The 19,044-nt window shown below is 69.7% G+C and carries 17 protein-coding genes; 6 read left to right on the top strand and 11 right to left on the bottom strand.

Annotation, left to right across the window (positions count from 1 at the left end):
- Positions 1-18: 18 nt before the first annotated feature.
- From dqs_RS18860 to dqs_RS18875, 4 genes are all read right to left on the bottom strand, one after another.
- On the bottom strand, positions 19-552 hold the full coding sequence (locus dqs_RS18860; protein WP_011767401.1) for a VOC family protein: 534 nt from the start codon (positions 550-552) through the stop codon (positions 19-21).
- Positions 553-574: 22 nt separating this feature from the next.
- Positions 575-799: a DUF2783 domain-containing protein gene (locus tag dqs_RS18865; protein WP_065341411.1), complete on the bottom strand. Its 225-nt coding sequence runs from the start codon at positions 797-799 to the stop codon at positions 575-577.
- 12 nt (positions 800-811) lie between these two features.
- On the bottom strand, positions 812-2,479 hold the full coding sequence (locus dqs_RS18870) for an FAD-dependent oxidoreductase (RefSeq protein ID WP_065341412.1): 1,668 nt from the start codon (positions 2,477-2,479) through the stop codon (positions 812-814).
- Between the two features lie 74 nt (positions 2,480-2,553).
- On the bottom strand, positions 2,554-3,519 hold the full coding sequence (locus dqs_RS18875; protein ID WP_011767404.1) for an MBL fold metallo-hydrolase: 966 nt from the start codon (positions 3,517-3,519) through the stop codon (positions 2,554-2,556).
- Between the two features lie 176 nt (positions 3,520-3,695).
- Between dqs_RS18875 and dqs_RS18880 the strand changes: the two genes are divergently transcribed.
- The 4 genes from dqs_RS18880 to dqs_RS18895 all read left to right on the top strand — a co-directional run bounded on the left by dqs_RS18880 (position 3,696) and on the right by dqs_RS18895 (position 10,297).
- Entirely contained in the window at positions 3,696-4,520 is an 825-nt protein-coding gene (locus dqs_RS18880; protein WP_011767405.1) for an IclR family transcriptional regulator, read from the top strand.
- Positions 4,521-4,631: 111 nt separating this feature from the next.
- Positions 4,632-5,468, top strand: coding sequence for a phosphate/phosphite/phosphonate ABC transporter substrate-binding protein (locus dqs_RS18885; protein ID WP_011767406.1), 837 nt, complete (start codon positions 4,632-4,634; stop codon positions 5,466-5,468).
- A gap of 38 nt (positions 5,469-5,506) precedes the next feature.
- Complete coding sequence (locus tag dqs_RS18890; protein WP_236778706.1) at positions 5,507-9,097, top strand: response regulator; 3,591 nt, start codon at positions 5,507-5,509, stop codon at positions 9,095-9,097.
- A gap of 87 nt (positions 9,098-9,184) precedes the next feature.
- Entirely contained in the window at positions 9,185-10,297 is a 1,113-nt protein-coding gene (locus dqs_RS18895) for an HD domain-containing phosphohydrolase (RefSeq protein ID WP_011767408.1), read from the top strand.
- 21 nt (positions 10,298-10,318) lie between these two features.
- On the opposite strand, the gene dqs_RS18900 is transcribed toward dqs_RS18895, so the two are convergent.
- From dqs_RS18900 to dqs_RS18920, 5 genes are all read right to left on the bottom strand, one after another.
- Positions 10,319-10,948, bottom strand: coding sequence for a c-type cytochrome (locus dqs_RS18900; RefSeq protein WP_236778707.1), 630 nt, complete (start codon positions 10,946-10,948; stop codon positions 10,319-10,321).
- Positions 10,949-11,009: 61 nt separating this feature from the next.
- Positions 11,010-11,369, bottom strand: a complete 360-nt coding sequence (locus dqs_RS18905; protein WP_065341415.1) for a cupin domain-containing protein — start codon at positions 11,367-11,369, stop codon at positions 11,010-11,012.
- Between the two features lie 11 nt (positions 11,370-11,380).
- Positions 11,381-12,424: a UDP-N-acetylmuramate dehydrogenase gene (murB, locus tag dqs_RS18910; RefSeq protein WP_065341416.1), complete on the bottom strand. Its 1,044-nt coding sequence runs from the start codon at positions 12,422-12,424 to the stop codon at positions 11,381-11,383.
- 99 nt (positions 12,425-12,523) lie between these two features.
- Positions 12,524-12,931, bottom strand: a complete 408-nt coding sequence (locus dqs_RS18915) for a PACE efflux transporter (RefSeq protein WP_236778708.1) — start codon at positions 12,929-12,931, stop codon at positions 12,524-12,526.
- Positions 12,932-13,205: 274 nt separating this feature from the next.
- Positions 13,206-15,236, bottom strand: a complete 2,031-nt coding sequence (locus tag dqs_RS18920; RefSeq protein WP_065341418.1) for a methyl-accepting chemotaxis protein — start codon at positions 15,234-15,236, stop codon at positions 13,206-13,208.
- A 159-nt stretch (positions 15,237-15,395) separates the two neighbouring features.
- Here dqs_RS18920 and dqs_RS18925 point away from each other — a divergent pair, with 159 nt between their 5' ends.
- Positions 15,396-15,932: a GNAT family N-acetyltransferase gene (locus tag dqs_RS18925; RefSeq protein ID WP_148268861.1), complete on the top strand. Its 537-nt coding sequence runs from the start codon at positions 15,396-15,398 to the stop codon at positions 15,930-15,932.
- Positions 15,929-17,095 (top strand): MFS transporter, encoded by a 1,167-nt coding sequence (locus tag dqs_RS18930; protein ID WP_065341419.1) that lies wholly within the window; start codon positions 15,929-15,931, stop codon positions 17,093-17,095. The genes dqs_RS18925 and dqs_RS18930 overlap by 4 nt, the downstream gene beginning before the upstream one ends.
- Here dqs_RS18930 and dqs_RS18935 read toward each other — a convergent pair.
- Entirely contained in the window at positions 17,070-17,699 is a 630-nt protein-coding gene (locus dqs_RS18935) for a DUF938 domain-containing protein (protein ID WP_065341420.1), read from the bottom strand. The genes dqs_RS18930 and dqs_RS18935 overlap by 26 nt on opposite strands.
- Positions 17,696-19,033: a tryptophan--tRNA ligase gene (locus dqs_RS18940; RefSeq protein ID WP_065341421.1), complete on the bottom strand. Its 1,338-nt coding sequence runs from the start codon at positions 19,031-19,033 to the stop codon at positions 17,696-17,698. The genes dqs_RS18935 and dqs_RS18940 overlap by 4 nt, the downstream gene beginning before the upstream one ends.
- Positions 19,034-19,044: the final 11 nt, after the last annotated feature.

Raw genomic sequence — 19,044 nt, forward strand, 5'->3', positions numbered from 1 at the left:
GCCCGCCCCGGCGCGTCCTCAGTCCTGATAGCTGCCGTCGTGCATCCACGCGGCGTGCTTGGGCGCCTTCTTGGTCTTTGCCCACTCGTTGAGCATGTCCCACTTCACCTCGTCGAGCATCTTGTTCATCTTCGGCGTGGCGGTGTTGCAGGCCAGCTCCAGGCGGTGGCCGGAGGGGTCGAAGAAGTAGATCGACTTGAACAGGGTGTGGTCGGTCGGCCCCACCACCTGGATGCCGTCGGCTTCCAGGCGCGCCTTGGTCTCCATCATCTCTTCCATCGACCCGACTTCGAGCGCGAGGTGCTGGGTCCAGGTCGGGGTGTTGCGGTCGCGGTCCATCGGCGCCCGGGTCGGCAGCTCGAAGAAGGCGAGCACGTTGCCGCCGCCGGCGTCGAGGAAGATGTGCATGTAGGGGTCCGGCTCCTTCGTGGAGGGGACCTCGTCCTCGGCGATCGCCAGGATGAAGTTCATCTTCAGGTACTTGCCGTACCACTCGACGGTTTCCTTGGCGTCGCGGCAGCGGTAGGCGACGTGGTGGATCTTGCGGATCATGGTGTGGATCTCCTCAATCTGTTCAGACGCCTTCGCGGGCGATCTGCATCGCTTCGCGCAGCACCGAAAGGTCGCCTACTTGGTTGGCGAGCAGCAGGATCAGGCGGGCATTGAGCATCGCGCTCTGCTCGTCGGTGAGGTCGCGATGGGTGTCGATCAGCATTTCGTAGAAGTCGTCGCCGGGGCTGAAGGCGCGGAAGTAACGCTTGCCGGGTTCGGCGAAATTGGGCTGGGTGTTCAAGGCCATGAGCGTGCTCCTTCAGGCGTTGCAGGTGGCGCGGGCGACGGCGGAGCGCACGCGGGCGGCGTCGAGGCTGCGCCAGCGGGCGGCGACATGCTGGTCCGGACGGGCGAGATAGGCGCTGCCAAGGGTGAGGTCGTAGCGCTCGCGGATGCGGCCCTTGCTGTCGATCACCGTCTTCAGGCCGGCGGGCGCGCTGCCGCGTTCGGCGACGACGACAGCTTCCACCGGGATCGCGCCGTCGGCCAGGCCGGTGAGCGCCTGCACGGTGGCGGCGTCGAGCGTGCCGGCATCGGGGGTGTAGTAGAGCAGCTGGAAGCGGTTGCCCAGCGCCTGCAGCAGCCAGCGCGCGCCGCCCGCCGTTTCGATCGGCGCATCGTCCATCGGCGCGCCCGGCACCATGTCGCCGGCGAACATGTCGGCGTCGGCGGTGTTGAGGCGCGATCCGGTGAGGAAGCTCGGCACCGAAAGCCGCCCCGAATTGACCAGCGCACGGGCGAAGGCGTGGTGTTCCGCCAGGCCCAGCACCGCGTTGCGGAAGGTCTTGCTGACCGTGCTCTTGGGCGTGATGAAGTCGGTCGAGCGGGTCGAGTTCATGATGTTCTCGTCCGCCGCGAAACCGCGTTCCTCGGTGTAGGTGTCGAGCAGCGTGGGCGGCGCCTTGCCGTCCATCACCAGCTTGAGCTTCCACACCAGGTTGTCGGTGTCCTGGATGCCGGAGTTGGCGCCGCGCGCACCGAAGGGCGAAACCTGGTGCGCGGCGTCGCCGACGAACAGCACCCGGCCGTGGTTGAAGCTGTTCATGCGGCGGCACTGGAAAGTATAGACGCTGACCCATTCCAGCTCGAATTCACGGTCGTCGCCGAGCATCGCCTTGATGCGCGGGATGACGTTCTCCGGCTTCTTCTCCTCTTCCGGATCGGCCTGCCAGCCGAGCTGGAAGTCGATGCGCCAGACGTTGTCGGCCTGGCGGTGCAGCAGCACCGACTGGTTGGGATGGAAGGGCGGATCGAACCAGAACCAGCGCTCCGTGGGGTATTCCGCCTTCATCACCACGTCGGCGATCAGGAAGCGGTCCATGAAGATCTTGCCTTCGATGTCCAGCCCCATCATGTGGCGGATCGGGCTGCGCGCGCCATCGGCCACCACCAGCCAGTCGGTGGTGAGGGTGTAGGCGCCGTCCGGGGTTTCCACCCGCAGCGTGGCCTTGTCGCCGTCCTGGGCGACCGCGATCACGTTGTTCTTGAAGCGCATCTCCAGGTTGGGCAGCTGGCGCGCGCGCTGAACCAGGTAGTCTTCCAGGTAGTACTGCTGCAGGTTGATCATGCCCGGGCGGTGGTGGTCCGGCTGCGGGCAGAGGTTGAAGTTGAACACTTCTTCCTCGCGGAAGAAGGTGCGGCCGACGTTCCACGACACGCCCTTCTGCACCATCTCCTCGCCGCAGCCGAGGCGGTCCAGCACTTCCAGCGCGCGCTTGGCGTAGCACACGCCGCGCGAACCGATCGACACGGTGTCGTCGTTGTCCAGCAGCAGCACCGGCTTGCCCTGGATGGCGAGATCGATGGCGGCGGCCAGCCCCACCGGGCCGGCGCCGACGACGACCACCGGGTAGTGGCCGTCGCGGTTCTCGGCGATTTCCGGCGGCTGCCGGTAGGCGAACTTCGGGTATTGATACGTGCTCAGCACGGCTGTCTCCTCCTACTGTCTTGTCTCGCCGGCGCCGCCATCTGCGGGCGTGTCACCGGCTGGTATCTCTCTGCTTAATCCTGCTGCAGCGCGTGCCACATCTGCTGGTCGCGCTCCGCCGTCCAGATGCGCGGGTCGCGGATGCCGCTCGCTTCGTCGTGGGCGCGGGTCACGTCGAAAGGCAGGCAGTGTTCGTAGATGAAGACCTGGCCGAACTGCGGGTCCATGTTCTTGCGCGTGAGCGCCATCGTCGCCTTCAGGTCCATGCCCTGCGCCACCGCCTCGCGGGCGCTGCCGTACAGCGCGCTGACGAAGGCCTTGGTGTACGCCAGGCCCTTCTTCACCTGGTCAGGACTGGTCAGCGCTGGACCGCGGCCGGGCACCAGCTTTTCGGCGCCGAGCGCGGCAAGGTTGTCCAGCGTCTGCGGCCAGTCGGCGAGGTAGGCATCCCCGGTGTAGCAGGCGGCGTCGTATTCGACCAGGTCGCCCGAGAAGCAGATCTTCTGCGACGGGATCCACACGATGGTGTCGCCCTTGGTGTGGCCGCGGCCGACCTGCAGGATCTTGACCTCCAGCTTGCCCATCCACAGGGTCATTTCCTTCTGGAAGGTGATCGTCGGCCAGGTCAGGCCGGGCACGCTCTCCACCGCGTTGAACAGGCGCGGGAAGCGGCCGATCTCGGAATCCATGTCCTGCTGGCCGCGCTCGACGATGAGATCGTAGGTGTCCTGGCTGGCGATGATCTGCTGCAGGCCCTCGTTCTTGTAGCCGGAGGCACCGAGCACGCGCACCGCGTGGTAGTGGGTCAGCACCACGTACTTGATCGGCTTGTCGGTGATCTCGCGCACCTTGGCGATCACGCCCTGCGCCATGACCGGGGTGGCGGTGGCGTCGATGATCATCACCGAGTCGTCGCCGATGATGACGCCCGTGTTGGGGTCGCCCTCGGCGGTGTAGGCATAGGCGTTGTCGGACAGCTTGTCCCAGCTGATCTTCTTTTCTTCGAGGTCGGCCTGGGAGGCGAATGCTTTGGTGTTCATGTGGGGATTCCCGTTTTTTGGGTGGACGGCACTGATGCTAGGCCGACGTTTGTTAATCGTCAATATCTTCGTTATTGTTTAATTTGTTACGCCGAAGCGCGCGGCGGCGGGCTCTGCACCGGGCAGCCGGTGCGGGCGGGCGGAACTGCTACCATCGCGTCATTCAGGAGACCAGCTTGGACGCGGACAACAACGGAACCCAGGAGGAACGCGGCAGCGAACGCCGCGGCATCCAGTCGATCGAGGTAGGCGGCGCCTTGCTGCAGGCGCTGGTACGCGTGGGCGCGCCGATGATGCTGAAGGACCTCGCGCGCGAAGCCGGCATGCCGCCGGCCAAGGCCCATCCCTATCTGGTGAGCTTCGGCAAGCTGGGCCTGATCGAGCAGGACCCGCTGACCGGGCGCTACGGGCTGGGGCCGTTCTCGCTGCAGATGGGTCTGACCGCGCTGCACGCGCTCGATCCGCTGAAGGCCGCGACCGCGGAGATTTCGCGCCTCGCCGACGAAATCCAGCTCAACGTCGCGATCGCGGTGTGGGGCAACCATGGCCCCACCATCGTCCGCATCGAGGAAAGCAGCAAGCCCATCCATGTGAACATGCGGCCCGGCACCGTGATGACCCCGCTGCTGCTGTCGGCCACCGGCCGCGTGTTCGCCGCGCTGCTGCCGGCGCGGGTCACCCGCCCGCTGGTGGAGAAGGAACTCGCCACCTTCGCCAGCGCGCCGCAACCGGCGCTGCGGCTGTCGCAGCGCCATGTGGACGAGGTGCTTGCCGAGGTGCGCGAACACGGCATGGCGCGCGCGCTCGGCAACCCCATCCCCGGCATCAACGCCTTTTCCGCGCCGGTGTTCGACCACAGCGGCAATCTCGCGCTGGCGATCACCGCGATGGGCCCCGCGGGCTCCTTCGACCCCGACTGGGAAGGCCCCACCGCGCGCCGCGTGAAGGCTTGCGCCGAGCAGATCTCCAGCCGCCTGGGCCGTGTCGCCGCAACCGGCTGACGCACGCGCGCCCCGCCGCTGCGAAACACTTCACGTGCCCCGCGCGCGTGGCGCTGGCGAAGCGCGCCGGGGTGCCTATAATGCGGATTCGATCTAATACGAACGATATAGATGATCCGCTCGCTCGCAGTCGGCGCATTCGCCGCCCTCATCTCCTCCGCCACCCTCGCCCAGGACGCGGTCTACCGCTTCTCGCCGGTCAACCAGTGGGACATCAACAAGACCGCCGCGTACTGGAATCCGATCATCAACTACGTGTCGGAAAAGAGCGGCGTGAAGCTGGAGCTGAAGATCGGCCGCACCTCGGCCGACACCACCTCCTACGTGCTGGCGCAGGAGGTGGAGTTCGTGTTCACCAACCACCTGTTCAGCCCGGAACGCCAGAAGCTCGGCTGGAAGGTGTTCGCGCGCCGCCAGCCGTCCGAGATCCGCGGTGCGATCGCGGTGCCGGCCGACTCGCCGATCACCCGGATCGAGGAGCTGAAGGACCAGGAGGTCGCCTTCGCGGGGCCGGAAGCCTTCATCGGCTACAAGCTGCCCTACGCCTATCTCCTTGGTAAGGGCATCGACGTGCAGGTGGTGTTCGGCGGCAACCAGAACGCGGCCTTCAGCCAGATGTTCGCCGGCCGCGCGAAGGCGGTCGGCAGCAATTCGGCGCTGATCGACGGCTACGCCAACAAGGAGGGCAAGAAGTTCCGCGTGCTGTGGACCTCCGAGCCCTATCACGACCTCGCGCTGATGGCCTCCGCCAAGGTGCCGGAAAAGGACCTCAAGGCGGTCGCCAGCGCCTTCGTCAAGATGCGCGACGATGCGCGCGGGCGCGACATCCTGCAGCGTGCCGCGGCCGAGGTCGGCATCAGCGAAGGCAGCTACTTCGTTCCCGCGACGCAGGACGACTTCGCCAACTACCGCAAGTTCTACGACACCGCGCCGGCCTCGTTGCGCTGATGCCGCTCCACCCCGTCCGCGCGCGCGTCCGCGCCGTCATGAACGCCCTGCTGCCGCGCTCGCTGGTTGCCCGCGTGTATGCGCTCACGTCGCTGACGCTGCTGCTGTTCGTCGGCGTGGGCATCGGGCTGTTCTACCAGTACCAGTTCCGCGGCCACATCGAGGAAGCGCAGGAGTCGGCTTCGATGCTGGTGGAGGTCGTGGCGCAGGTACTGGGCGAGAGCGCGGTCATCGGCGACTACGACACGATCAAGCGCACGCTGGACAAGGCCATCCTGCGCTCCCAGTTCGAATCGGCGGTTTTCATCGACCTGCAGGGCGGCGTGCTGCGCGCGGAGCGCCCGCGCCAGCCGAAATGGCCGGCGCCGCGCTGGCTGGACGACGCCGTGTCCGAACAGCTCTCGCAGGTCAATCGCAACATCGTCCTCGGCGGGGTCGATTACGGCGTGCTGCGCCTGAGCTTCGCCAGCGAGGTGATCGCCAGCCAGCTGTGGGCGCTGCTGCTCGGCGCGCTCGCGCTGGGCGCGGCCAGCATCAGCGGCGGCCTGTTGCTGATCTGGTATCCGCTGCGGCGCATGCTGGGCGCGCTCGAACGGGTACGCAGCTTCGAGGCCGACCAGGCGCGCGGCAGCGATTCGGGGCGCGAACTGATCGACGAGGTGCCGGAGGAATTCCGCCCGATGTTCGAGGTGCTGGCGCGCACCTCCGACAGCCTGCGGCGCGAACTGGAGGCACGCGAAAAGACGCTCGCCTCGCTGCGCGCGCTGCTCGGCACCATCCTGCCGGCCGACGCGCCGGCCGGCGGCGCCCCGCTGGACGACATCGAGACGGTGACGCGCGCGATCGGCGAACTGGTCGCCGAACGCGAAGCCGGCCGGCGCGAACTCGACCACCAGAAGTTCGCGCTCGACCAGCACGGCATCGTCAGCATCACCGACCGCGCCGGCCTCATCACCTACGCCAACGACCGCTTCTGCGAGATCAGCGGCTACAGCCGGGAAGAGCTGCTCGGCGCCAGCCACCGCATCGTCAAGTCCGACTACCACCCGCCGGAGTTCTATGCCGACATGTGGCGGACGATCCGCGCCGGCCGCGTATGGCATGGCGAAATCAAGAACCGCACGAAGAGCGGCGAGCCGTTCTGGGTCAGCGCCACCATCGTGCCGCTGCCGGACGCCGACGGCGTGCCCGAGCGCTTCATCTCGATCCGCACCGACATCACCGAGCGCAAGGACATCGAGGCGCGCCTGGCCGAGCAACTGCACTTCACCGAACTGCTGCTCGAATCGATCCCGACCGCGATCTACCTGAAGGACGCCGACGGCCGCTACCTGCGCTTCAACCGCGCGTTCGAGGAGATGTACGGCATCGACCGCGAAAAGTGGTATGGCCGCCGCGTGCTGGAACTGGTACCGGGCGACGAAGGCCGCCTGATGCACAAGAAGGATCTCGAACTGCTGCAGGACGGGGGCCACCAGAGCTATGAGGCGCGCATCGTCAACCGCCGCACCGGCCAGCACCGCGACGGCCTGTTCTGGAAGGCGCGCCTGACCCGCGCCGACGGCACGGTGACCGGCCTCGTGGGCGCGGTGATCGACATCACCGACCGCAAGCGCGTGGAGCAGGAACTGGAGAGCGCGCGCCAGCTGGCCGAGGCGGCAAGCCAGGCCAAGAGCGACTTCCTCGCCAACATGAGCCACGAGATCCGCACGCCGATGAACGGCATCATCGGCATGACCGAACTCGCGCTCGACACCCGGCTCGACCCCACCCAGCGCGACTACCTCAACATCGTGCTGTCGTCGGCCGAATCGCTGCTGGTCATCGTCAACGACATCCTCGACTTCTCGAAGATCGAGGCCGGCAAGCTCGCGATCGAGGAGATCGACTTCAACCCGGCGGTGGCGGTCACCGAGGCGCTGAAGAGCATCTCGACGCGCGCCGAGCGCAAGAAACTGCGTTTCGCCTACGAGCTCTCGCCGGACCTGCCGGCGGTGGTGGCGGGCGACTCCGGCCGAATCCGCCAGGTGCTGACCAACCTGTGCGACAACGCGCTCAAGTTCACCAAGGCCGGCGAGATCGCGGTGCGGGTGCGTGCCGAGCCGTCCGCCGCGGGCGGCGACGCACTGATCGCCCATTTCGAAGTCTCCGACACCGGCATCGGCATCGACCCCGAGCAGCAGGCGCAGATCTTCGAGGCCTTCACCCAGGCCGACACCTCCACCACCCGGCGCTTCGGCGGCACCGGCCTCGGGCTGACGATCTCGGCGCGGCTGGTCGGGCTGATGGGCGGGCGCATCTGGGTGGATAGCACGCCGGGCGTGGGCAGCACCTTCCACTTCACGGTGCGGCTCAAGCGCCGCGCCGAGCCGGCCCACGGCGGCCGCGCGCTGCCGCCTGCCGCCACCTGGCCGGGCCTGCCGGCGCTGGTGGTGGATGACCATCCGGTCAATCGCCGCCATCTGGTGCACTGGCTGCGCGCATGGGGCTTCAACGTGGAAGAAGCGGCGGACGGCCTCAGCGCGCTGGCGCGCGTCCGCGCCGCCGACGGCGCCTGCACGCCGTTCCGCGTCGTGCTGCTCGACGCCCAGATGCCGGAACTGGACGGTTTCGGCTTCGCCGCCGCGCTGCGCGACGAGGGTCTGGCTGAGAACGCGGCGATCGTGATGCTGTCCTCCGGCGGCGGCAGCGGCGACAGCCAGCGCTGCCGCGAGCTGGGCATCGGCGGCTATCTCACCAAGCCGGCAACGCCGGTCGAACTGCGCGAGACGCTTGGCCGCCTGATCGCCCCTGCGCCGAGCGCGGCGGCTGTGCCTGCGCCGCCGCCCGCCGCGGCGCGAACCCGTCCGCTGCTGCAGGAACACGCCCGCCCGCTGTCCATCCTGCTGGTGGAAGACCACCCGGTGAACCAGCTGCTGGCCCGCCAGCTGCTCGAAAAATGGGGCCACACGGTGACGCTGGCGGAGAACGGCCAGATCGCGGTGGAACGCTTCCCCGAAACGCGCTGGGACATCGTGCTGATGGACATGCACATGCCGGTGATGGGCGGCGAGGATGCGACGCGGCTGATCCGCGCGCTGGAGCCGCCCGGCCAGCACACCCCGATCATCGCGATGACCGCGAGCGCGATGCCGGAAGACCGCCAGCACTGCCTGGACGCCGGCATGGACGACCACCTCGCCAAGCCGATCAACGCGCAGGCGGTGCATCGCCTGCTCGCGCGCTACAGCGCCCCCGCAGCCGCGCCACAGACGCCACCACCACCCTCGCCGGCCGCTGCGGCCGCCGACGATGGCGACGCGATCGCGGCGGCGCTGGCGGCCCTTCCGCCGGACCTGGTGGAGATGGTCGGCCAGGTCATCGTCGCGCAGCTGCCGGACGACCTGGAACTCGCCTGCGGCGCCCACGCCACGCAGGACTGGGAATCGCTGCGGCGCGCCGCCCACAACATGAAAAGCACCTTCGGGCTGCTGGGGCTCGCGCCGCTCGCCGAGCGCGTGCAGCGTATCGAGTCGGACCCGGCGCAGGCCCCCGCCGACGAACTCGATCGCCTCGCGACCGCCGTCGATGCCGTGGTTGCCGGCCTTGCCGAACGCCTTGCCGCACATCCGCCGGGGCAGCCCGCATGAGCGGCAGCTTCGCCCCCAACCCGCGTCCCGGCCCGGCCGGGATCGTCGCCGCGTCCCCGGGCCGGCATCTCACAGGAGAGCACGCTCGTGCAGGCTGAACACGCATTCACCGAAGAGCGGGCGCGGATCGTCATCATCGACGACCACAGCGTCAACCTGACCCTGCTGCGCTACCTGCTGGCGCGCGAAGCGGCCTGCGACCCGATCGTTTTCGACGATCCGCGCGAGGGGCTGGCGCACTGCCTGGAGCACACTCCGGACCTCGTGATCGTCGATTACATGATGCCGGAGATGAGCGGCATCGAACTGATCGGCCACCTGCGCGCCCACCCGCCCACCAGCGAGGTGCCGGTGCTGATGGTGACCGCCAACAACGAGCGCGAGGTGCGGCACGCCGCGCTCGACGCCGGCGCGACCGACTTCCTGACCAAGCCGATCGACAACAAGGAACTGTCCTCGCGCACCCGCAACATGCTCAAGCTGCGGCGCGCGGCGCGGCGCGAAGCGGACCGCGCGGAGTGGCTGAGCGGCGAAATCCGCAAGGCCACCGCCGCCATCCTGGCGCGCGAGCACGAGCTGGTGTGCCGGCTGTCGCGCGCCGCCGAGTTCCGCGACCCGGAAACCGGCGCCCACATCCAGCGCATGGCGCATTACTCGCGCCTGATCGCGCGCGAACTCGGCTTGAGCGAGGACGACCAGCACATGATCCTGGCCGCGGCGCCCATGCACGACGTCGGCAAGATCGCGATCCCCGATGCCATCCTGCTCAAGCCGGGCCGGCTGAGCGAGGAGGAATTCGCGGTGATGAAGCAGCACGCGCGCTACGGCTACGAGCTGCTGCTCGCGAGCGATGCGCCGGTGCTGCAGGCCGGCGCCGAAATCGCCCACAGCCACCACGAGAAGTTCGACGGCAGCGGCTATCCGCAAGGGCTGGCCGGCGAAGCGATTCCGCTGTTCGGCCGCATCGTCGCGGTGGCCGACGTGTTCGACGCGCTGACGTCCGCGCGCCCGTACAAGCCGGCGTGGTCGCTGGCAGACGCGCGCACGCTGCTCGAGGACGGTTGCGGTAGCCACTTCGACCCGGCCTGCGTCGCCGCCTTCCTGCGTGCCTGGGACGAGGTGCAGGTGATCCGCGAGCGCTTCCAGGACGCCCCCGAAAGCGCCCGCGATCGGCTCGCGCTGTTGCTGGGTGGAAACTGAGGCCGGCGCCGGCCGCCGGCTTTACTCGCGCGAAGCGAGGTAGGCGACCACCGCGTCGATGTTCTTTTCGCCGAGCTGGATCACCGCGGCGGTCATCGGCGCGTAGAAGCGCTCGCCGGACTGGGTGAGGTAGCGCTTCAGGCTGACGCGCAGGTATTCCGGCTGCTGGCCCGCCAGGCGCGGAAAGGTCTCGGCACCGCGCGCGTCCGCCTGGTGGCAGCGCGCGCAGTGTTTGCCGTACAGCTCCGCACCTTCGGCCGCCGCGGCCGGCGCACTGGCGAGCGCGGGCTTGACCGCCGAACCAGCGTAGTACAGCGCGATCGCCGCCTTGTCGCGCTCGCTCAAGACCTTCATCAGCCCCTGCATGAACTCGTCCTTGCGCTTGCCGCTCAGGAAGGCCTCGATCTGCTTGAGCACGTAGGCGGGATGCTGGCCGGCCAGATTGGGCACCTGTCCGTGCTTGCTGTTGCCGGTTTCGCCGTGGCAGTTGGCGCAGAAGAAGGACGCCTTGCGGCCTTCCTCGGCGAGGGCCTGGGTATTGCCGCCTTGCTGCAGCAGCTGGGCCGCGCTGTCGGCCGCCAGCGCGGCGCCAGGCAGCGCCAGGGCCAGGGATGCGACCGCCAGCGCGGTCCGCAGAAAAGGGAATTTCATGTCCATCTCCTGATGACGCCGGCGCGAAGCACGCGGCCGCCGTAACCCGACAGGCGGCGCCTCACGGCCGGTCCACCATCACGTAGCGCTTCTTCACCGCTTCTAGCACCTCGAACACGCCGGCAAAGCCCGCCGGAATCACGCACGCGTCGCCCGGGCCGAACTCGCGCGCGCAGCCCGCCTCGTCGGTGATGCGGATGCGGCCTTCGAGCACCTGGAAGAACTCGTGGCGGCCCGGATGGAAGCGGATCCGCCACGCGCCCGGCTCGCACGCCCAGTCGCCGATCGACAGCGCACCGCCCTCCGCGGCATAGCGCTCGGCCGTGTGGCGCAGCGGCGCGGGGCCGACCGCGCGCTCCGGCGCAGGGCGGTCCTCGACCGCGGCAGGCGCGGGGTCGGCGAAGGTGATCAATGCGGGCATGGTGTTCCTGTTCAGACGAAAACCGGTTCGGGTTCGAGGCGGATGCCGAAGCGGGCCTCGACATCGGCCTGGATGGCGGCGGCAAGGCGGGCGACGTCTTCACCGCACGCCCCGCCCCGATTGACCAGCACCAGCGCCTGGCGCTCGTAGCAGCCCACCGGGCCGAGATTGCGCCCCTTCCAGCCGGCCTGCTCGATCAACCAGCCGGCGGCGAGTTTGATGCTGCCATCGCGCTGCGGGTAATGCGGCGCCTCCGGATGAGCGGCGGCCAGGCGCGCCCAGGCGGCGGCGTCGACCACCGGGTTCTTGAAGAAGCTGCCGGCGTTGCCGATCTCGGCCGGGTCCGGCAGCTTGCGGCGGCGGATCGCGATGACCGCGTCGGAAATGTCCGCCGCCCCCGGCGCGGCGATGCCGCGCGCGGCGAGTTCGGCGGCGACATCGGCATAGCGCCCCACCGGCGCCCACGCCTGCGGCAGGCGAAAGCGCACCCGCAGCACCAGCCAGCGCCCCGCGGCGCGCTTGAACACGCTGTCGCGATAGCCGAACGCACAGGTGGCGCGGTCGAAGCTGCGGGTTTCGCCGCTGTCGAGGTCGATTGCGTCGAGCGCGTCGAAACGCTCGGTCAGCTCCACACCATAGGCGCCGATGTTCTGGATCGGCGCGGCACCGACCGTGCCCGGAATCAGCGACAGGTTCTCCAGCCCGGGCCAGCCCTGCGCCAGCGTCCACCGCACGAAGTCGTGCCAGCACTCGCCGGCGCCGGCCTCGACGATCCAGGCGGCGCCATCAGCGTCTTCGCGCACGCCCACAAGGCGCCGGCCGGCGATCTCGACCTTCAGCACGGTGCCGGCGAAATCGCCGCGCAGCACCAGGTTGCTGCCGCCGCCGAGCACCAGGCGCGGCTCGCCCCGCCAGCCCGGCTCGGCCAGCAGCGCGCGGACATCCTCTTCGCCGCGCACCCGCAGCAGGCGCGCCGCGCGCGCCGGCAGGCCGAAGGTGTTGAGCGGGCCGAGGTCGGCGTCGGTGGTGATGGCGAGCGGCGGGGCAATGTTCACAGGGCGGAGACGGCAACGCGAAGCGGTGCAAGATAGGTCGCGCTTGCACGGAATGCAATCCGCGCCAGCCGCAGGACGACCCGGGCTGGGCAGCGTCGCTCAGCGTGCGCCAGGCGCGATCGGGAACAGGCGGTCGTAGGCGAGGTTGAAGACCAGCGCGTAGGCGGTGTAGGCGAGCGCCAGCCCAAGGTCGGCCACCAGCGCCTCCAGCCAGCCCAAGCCGGTCGCCCACACGATCAACGGCAAGGTCAGCAGCAGCAGGCCGCCTTCGAACAACAGCGCATGCAGGCAGCGCTGCGCGAATGGCCGGCGGTCGGCACGGCGGCCGGTGAGGCGCGCCTCGAACCGGTCGAACAGGGTGTTGAAGGCACCGTTCCACACCGCGGCGACCAGCGCGAGCACGGCGAGCAGGCCGGCGGAGTGGGCAAGACCGACCCCGCTCGCCCACGCGAACGGCGGCGACACCAGCACCAGGCCGCCGATCTCGAACAGCGCGATCTGGCACAAGCGGTCACGCCAGCCACGCTGAGGAGGGGCCGCCACGGCAGAGGGCGGCGGCGCTGAAGCTGACGACGGCGATGCAGGAAGCGACACGGTGCTGCTGGGGAAATGATCGTTCCGGGACATTTGGACTCCGCGGTGTGGCTCGGGTCGTCCCGGACAAAAAACCGACGTGGTGTGCGGGGTCGTCCCCGCGTCGGAGCGCGGTCCGCAGCCTGGCGGACCGTCGATTTCTAGCAAATGTGCCGGCGCCGGGCAAGCCTGCCGGCGCCGGCAGGCATCACCGGCGGAAGCGGCCGAGCGAACTCTTGAGCGTGTCCGCGACCGAGCGCAGCTGGCCCACGTCGCCGCTGTTGCGCGACGCGATCGCGGTGGTCTCCTCGGCCATCTGGGCGATGCGCTCGACCGCGCGCGCGATCTCCTGGCTCGCGGTGCTCTGTTCCTGGGTGCTGTCGGCGATATCCTGCACCACGCTCACCGCGCGCCCGGTGCGCTGGTCGATCGCCTCCAGCGAGGCGCCCGCCTGGCGCGCCAGATCGACGCCGAGGCCGACCCGGCCCCGCACGCTCTCCATGCGCTCCGCGGCCGCCTGGGTGTCGGTGACGATGGCGGCGATCGTGCCGGCGATCTCGCGGGTGGAGGTCGCCGTGCGTTCGGCGAGCTTGCGCACCTCGTCCGCGACCACGGCGAACCCGCGGCCCTGCTCGCCGGCCCGTGCCGCCTCGATCGCGGCATTGAGCGCCAGCAGGTTGGTCTGCTCGGCAATCTCGCGGATCACCCCCACCACGGAGGAAATCTGCTTCGACTGCTCGCCCAGCGCCAGCACCGTGTCGGCGCTCTGGCGGATGTCGTCGGCGATCGCCTCCATCTCCTGCGTGGTGCGGGCCACCACCTCGTGGCCCTCGTGGCTGCCGGCGAGCGCGGCCTCGCCCATCTGCGCCGCCTCGCGCGCGTTGTCCGCCACATGGGTGATGCTGACCGACAGCTCCTCCACCGACGCCGCCATCCCCGAGGCGGCCTGCGCCTGTGCGCCGGCGCTGTCGAGCAGGCCGCGCGAGCCGGCGTCCAGCCGCTGCGCCGAACCATTCACCTCGTCCGCGGCACGCGCGATGTCTTCCACCAGCTCGCGCACCTGGGTGACGGTGGTGTTGAGCGCGTGGCCGAGCCGCATCAGCTCGTTGTCGCTGCGGCCGTCCGCGGCGGCCACCGACACATGCAGGTCGCCGCGCCCCAGCTGCACCACCGCCTCGACCACACCGCCGAGCGGGGCGAGCCGGCTGCGCACCAGCAGGCCGAGTGCCAGCGCGATCACCGCCAGTCCGGCCATGCTGATCGCCGCCAGGATCCAGCGCAGGCGCACGCTCTCGGCCAGAAACTCGTCGGTCCAGCTGCCCACGGTCACCTGGAAGTTCCACGTTTTCGCCCAGCTCACTGCCGCCAAGCGCTCGCGCGGACGCTCGCCGTCCATCCACACGTAGCGGCGCATGCCGCCCTCGAAGCGGATGTTATCCAGCGCCGACGCGCGTGCCTCGCCTTGCGCGACCTCGCCGATGACCTTGCCGGCGAACTTCGGATGAACGACGAATTCGCCGATGGTCTCGTCATTGCCGCTGGGGCGCGCGATCACCACGTAGCCCGTCTTGGCGATCACGGTGGTGCCGTACAGCGCGCGGATGCGGTCGATGTCGCCCGCCAGGCTGACGCGCAGCGACAACGCGCCGTAGGGCTTGCCGTCCGGCCCGAGCACCGGCCTGAGACTGGAGAGGTTGTACTCGCCGTTGCGGATCACCAGACCCTGCCAGGCCTCGCCGCGCAGCACCGCCCGGGCGGCGGGGTCGTCGTCGGGCAAGGCGGTACCGTTGAGCAGCGCGCCGTCCTTCTTCAGCAGCGTGGCCGCGCGATAGACCTTGCCGTCCGCCACTACCAGCACCGCCGCATCCTCGTTGGTCAGCGCCTTGAAGCGCTCCAGCAGGGCGACGTTGCCGTTGAGCCGCGTGCCCTTGGCGACGATTTCCGGCAGCTCGAGCGCGCCGGTGGTCACCGTGCCACTGCCTGGCCCCACCTCGCCGCCGATGAACTGCTCGAGGAAGCGCAACTGGCGCTCGCCGCGCGCCTTCGCACTCTCGAACTGGCTGTCGAGCGCGCCGGCGATCAGGCGGGCCTCGTTCTGCAGTTCGAGTCCCGCCTGATCGAGGTCGGCGCGTTCGGACAGCACCGAGTTGAAACCGATCATCGACACGAAGACAACCAGCAGCAGCGCCAGCGCCGGCAGCAGGATCTGTTTGCTGAGCGACAGGTGTTGGTAACGCACGGAAATTCTCCTCGGATAGGGCCGGCGATGCGCTCCGCCGGACAGTCGTTGTCCATATCGTCAATGCCGATGGAAATCTTTAGCCCGGACGGGGGCGCCCCCTTCCGCGGCGCCGGGGCGGCAGGCAACATGGCGGTTTCATCTCATCCGCTGCTCCCGATGACCGACGTTCGCCCCGCCGCGCAACTGCGCGACGCCACCGCGGCCGACATGGAGGCCGTCGCCGCCATCTATGCCCACTACGTGCTCGGCAGCACCGCCACCTTCGAGGAAACGCCACCCAGCGCCGATGCGCTGCGCGCGCGCCTGCAGCAGGTGCGCGACGCCGGCCTGCCGTGGCTGGTGGCGGTCCTCGATGGCGCGGTGGTGGGCTATTGCTACGCTGCACCGCACCGGCCGCGCCCCGCTTACCGCTACACGGTGGAGAACTCGATCTACGTCGCGCCCGGCGCGCGCGGCGCCGGCCTCGGCGGCACGCTGCTGGGCGCACTGATCCAGCGTTGCGAGCAAGGCCCGTGGCGGCAGATGGTGGCGGTGATCGGCGGCAGCGACAACGCGGCCTCGATCGCGCTCCACGCCGCGCACGGCTTTCGCCCGGCCGGCACGCTCACCGCGGTGGGTTACAAGCTCGGCCACTGGGTCGATACCGTGCTGATGCAGCGCGCGCTCGGCGCCGGCGCGCAGACGCCGCCGTGATCGGCCGCCTGCCGCTGCTCTGCGTCGGCCTCGGCCAGCTGGTGAGCTGGGGCCTGTTCTATTACCTGATCGGCTGCTTCGGCGAACGCATCGCCGCCGACCTCGGGTGGTCGCTCGCGCGCGTGCATGCCGGCTTCTCGGCCGCGCTGGTGGTGATGGGGCTGATCTCGCCGCTGGTGGGGCGCCGCATCCAGGCGCACGGCGGGCGCCCGGTGCTGGTCGCAGGTTCGCTGGCGGGCGCGCTCGGCTGCGCGCTGCTGGGTGTCGCGCACGACGCGTTCGTCTACTACGCGGCCTGGCTGCTGCTCGGGGTGGCGATGCGGTGCACGCTGTACGACGCCGCCTTCGCCGCGCTGGCCCGCATCGGGGGCGCCGCGGCGCGCGGGCCGATGGCGCAGATCACGCTGCTCGGCGGGCTGGCGTCGACGGTGTTCTGGCCGGTCGGCGACGCCCTCGCGGCGCAGTTCGGCTGGCGCGGGGCGATGTACGCCTACGCCGCGATCGCGCTCGCCTCCATTCCGCTGCATTTCGCGCTGCCACGCGGACGGGCGCCGGCAGCGCCGGCCGCCGGCAGCGGCGCGGGCTTTGCCGCCAGCGCGGCCGACGCCCGCCGCGCCGCCCTGCTGTACGCGTTGATCATCACGATCACCGGCTTTCTTGCGGCGGCAATGTCGGCCCACATGATCACACTGCTCACCGGCCTCGGCGTGGCGGCGCCGGTCGCGGTCGCCATCGGCGCGCTGCGCGGCGTGGGGCAGTCGATTGCGCGGCTGGGCGAAATCCTGTCCGGCGGGCGGTTGTCGCCGCCGGCGCTCAACCTGTTCGCCTGCGCGCTGCTGCCGGCCAGCTTCGCTGCCGCCTTTGTCAGCGGACAATGGCTTGCAGCCGGGGTGGCATTCGCCTTTCTGTACGGCGCCGGCAACGGCTTGCTGACGATCACGCGCGGCACGCTGCCGCTGGTGCTGTTCGATCCGGCAACCTACGGCTCGCTGGTGGGCCGGCTGCTGGCCCCCGGCTTCGTGATCTCGGCCGCGGCGCCCTTGCTGTTCGCGCTGCTGATCGAGCGCTGGGGCGAAGGCGCCGCGCTGGCGCTGTGCATGCTGCTGGCGCTGCTGATCACCGCCGCGGCGGCGGCGCTCAGGCGCGGCGGAAGACGAGGCTGAAGTTGTTGGCGGGCATTTCGATGACTTCGTCGAGCCGCAGTCCGTGCGCCGCCGCCGCGGCTTCCACCTCGGCCAGGTCGCGCACGCCGAAGCGCGGATCGCGCGCCTTCAGCCAGTCGTCGAAGCTTTCGTTGCTCGGCGCGGTATGGCGGCCGTCGCGCATGTAGGGGCCGTAGCAATACACCACACCGCCGGGCGCCAGCACGCGCGCAGCGCCGGCGAACAGCGCCGGGGTACTGTCCCACGGCGAGTAATGGATCATGTTGATGCACACCAGCGCGTCGGCCAGCGCCACCGGCCAGTCGGCCGCCGCCACGTCGAGCGCGCGCGCCGGCAGCAGGTTGGGCAGCGCTGCCGCGCTGCGCCACGCCTCGATCGATGCCAGCGCGGCCTCGTCCATGTCGGTGGGCTGCCAGCGGCACCCGGGAAGCTGCGCGGCAAAGTAGCAGGCGTGCTCGCCGCTGCCGGCGGCGATCTCCAGCACCAGACCCTGGGCTGGCAGCAGGCGTTGCAGGATCGGCAGGATGAAGTCGCGGTTGCGCAGCGTCGCCGGGGCGTGCTGGCGCGCATCCGGCGTCGGCTCGCTGCCCGCGGCGGGGTTCATGCCGCCGCCAGTTCGGCGATCGCCGCGCGATAGCTGTCGCCGTCGCGCCCTTCGGCGAGCGTGCCCACGGTGGCGCCGTCCAGCTGCAGTTCGCCCGACGCCAGCAGCTCGCCCTCACCCTGCTTCAGGCGCGCAATGCTCTGACCGGCGAGCTTGGGCGATTCGAAGCCCGCGCTCTGCACGATCGGATGACCATGGCCATCGACCAGCTTGAAGTAGAAGCGGCCGTCCGCTTCGCGGTACTGCTTGAACTGCGGCAGCGCGCCCGCCTTGGGCTTGGCTGCGACGCGCGCTTCGGCGGCGGTGTCGAGCCGGCGCAGGCCCACCGCGTGACGCAGTTCGGCGAGGAAGGGGGTGGCAATCGCGCGCGCCTTCTCGGCGCCTTCGCGCAGGCGGGCCTCGATCAGCGCCGGCTGGGCGATCAAGGCCTCGTACTTCTCGCGCATCGGCGCCACCGCGCGATCGATGCGCTCGAACAGCAGCTGCTTGGCCTCGCCCCACGCGATGCCACCGGCGAAGGCAGCCCGCATCGCCTCGGTTTCTTCGGCGCTGGCGAAAGCCTGGTAGAGCTGGAACAGGGCCGAACCCTCGGTCTCCTTGGGCTCGCCCGGCAGGCGCGAATCGGTGACGATCGAGAAGATCAGCTTCTTCAGCTCCGCCGGCGGCGCGAAGCACGGGATCACGTTGTCGTAGCTCTTGCTCATCTTGCGGCCGTCGAGGCCCGGCAGCGTCGCCACCGACTCATCGATCGCCGCTTCCGGCAGCACGAAATGCTCGCCGTACAGGTGATTGAAGCGCGCGGCGATGTCGCGCGCCATCTCGATGTGCTGGATCTGGTCGCGCCCGACCGGCACCGAGTGCGCCTTGAACATCAGGATGTCCGCGGCCATCAGCACCGGGTACATGAAGAGGCCCATGTTGACGCCGGCATCCGGGTCCTCGCCGTCGGCCAGGTTCTTGTCCACCGAGGCCTTGTAGGCATGCGCGCGGTTGAGCAGGCCCTTGCCGGCGACGCAGGTGAGCAGCCAGGTGAGTTCGGGGATTTCGGGGATGTCCGACTGGCGGTAGAACCACACCCGCTCGGTATCCAGCCCCGCCGCCAGCCAGGTGGCGGCGATCTCCAGCGTCGAGCGCTGCACCCGCACGGGGTCGGTGGTGCTGATCAGCGCATGGTAGTCGGCGAGGAAGTAGAAGCTTTCGGCGTCGACGCTGCGGCTCGCTTCCACCGCGGGGCGGATCGCGCCCGCATAGTTGCCGAGATGGGGCGTGCCCGAAGGCTTGATCCCGGTGAGGATGCGCTGCACGGGGCGAGCGGACGGCGGTTGGGCGGGCATGGGACGGTCCG

This window comes from Azoarcus olearius, assembly GCF_001682385.1.
In the GTDB taxonomy this organism is placed as follows: domain Bacteria; phylum Pseudomonadota; class Gammaproteobacteria; order Burkholderiales; family Rhodocyclaceae; genus Azoarcus; species Azoarcus olearius.

Bases quoted from the DNA above. Each gene is read 5' to 3' on its own strand.
- dqs_RS18860 (WP_011767401.1), bottom strand. From the start codon at position 552: ATGATCCGCAAGATCCACCACGTCGCCTACCGCTGCCGCGACGCCAAG.
- dqs_RS18940 (WP_065341421.1), bottom strand. From the start codon at position 19,033: ATGCCCGCCCAACCGCCGTCCGCTCGCCCCGTGCAGCGCATCCTCACC.
- dqs_RS18905 (WP_065341415.1), bottom strand. From the start codon at position 11,369: ATGCCCGCATTGATCACCTTCGCCGACCCCGCGCCTGCCGCGGTCGAG.
- dqs_RS18925 (WP_148268861.1), top strand. From the start codon at position 15,396: ATGACCGACGTTCGCCCCGCCGCGCAACTGCGCGACGCCACCGCGGCC.
- dqs_RS18890 (WP_236778706.1), top strand. From the start codon at position 5,507: ATGAACGCCCTGCTGCCGCGCTCGCTGGTTGCCCGCGTGTATGCGCTC.
- dqs_RS18935 (WP_065341420.1), bottom strand. From the start codon at position 17,699: ATGAACCCCGCCGCGGGCAGCGAGCCGACGCCGGATGCGCGCCAGCAC.
- dqs_RS18865 (WP_065341411.1), bottom strand. From the start codon at position 799: ATGGCCTTGAACACCCAGCCCAATTTCGCCGAACCCGGCAAGCGTTAC.
- dqs_RS18885 (WP_011767406.1), top strand. From the start codon at position 4,632: ATGATCCGCTCGCTCGCAGTCGGCGCATTCGCCGCCCTCATCTCCTCC.
- dqs_RS18900 (WP_236778707.1), bottom strand. From the start codon at position 10,948: ATGAAATTCCCTTTTCTGCGGACCGCGCTGGCGGTCGCATCCCTGGCC.
- dqs_RS18875 (WP_011767404.1), bottom strand. From the start codon at position 3,519: ATGAACACCAAAGCATTCGCCTCCCAGGCCGACCTCGAAGAAAAGAAG.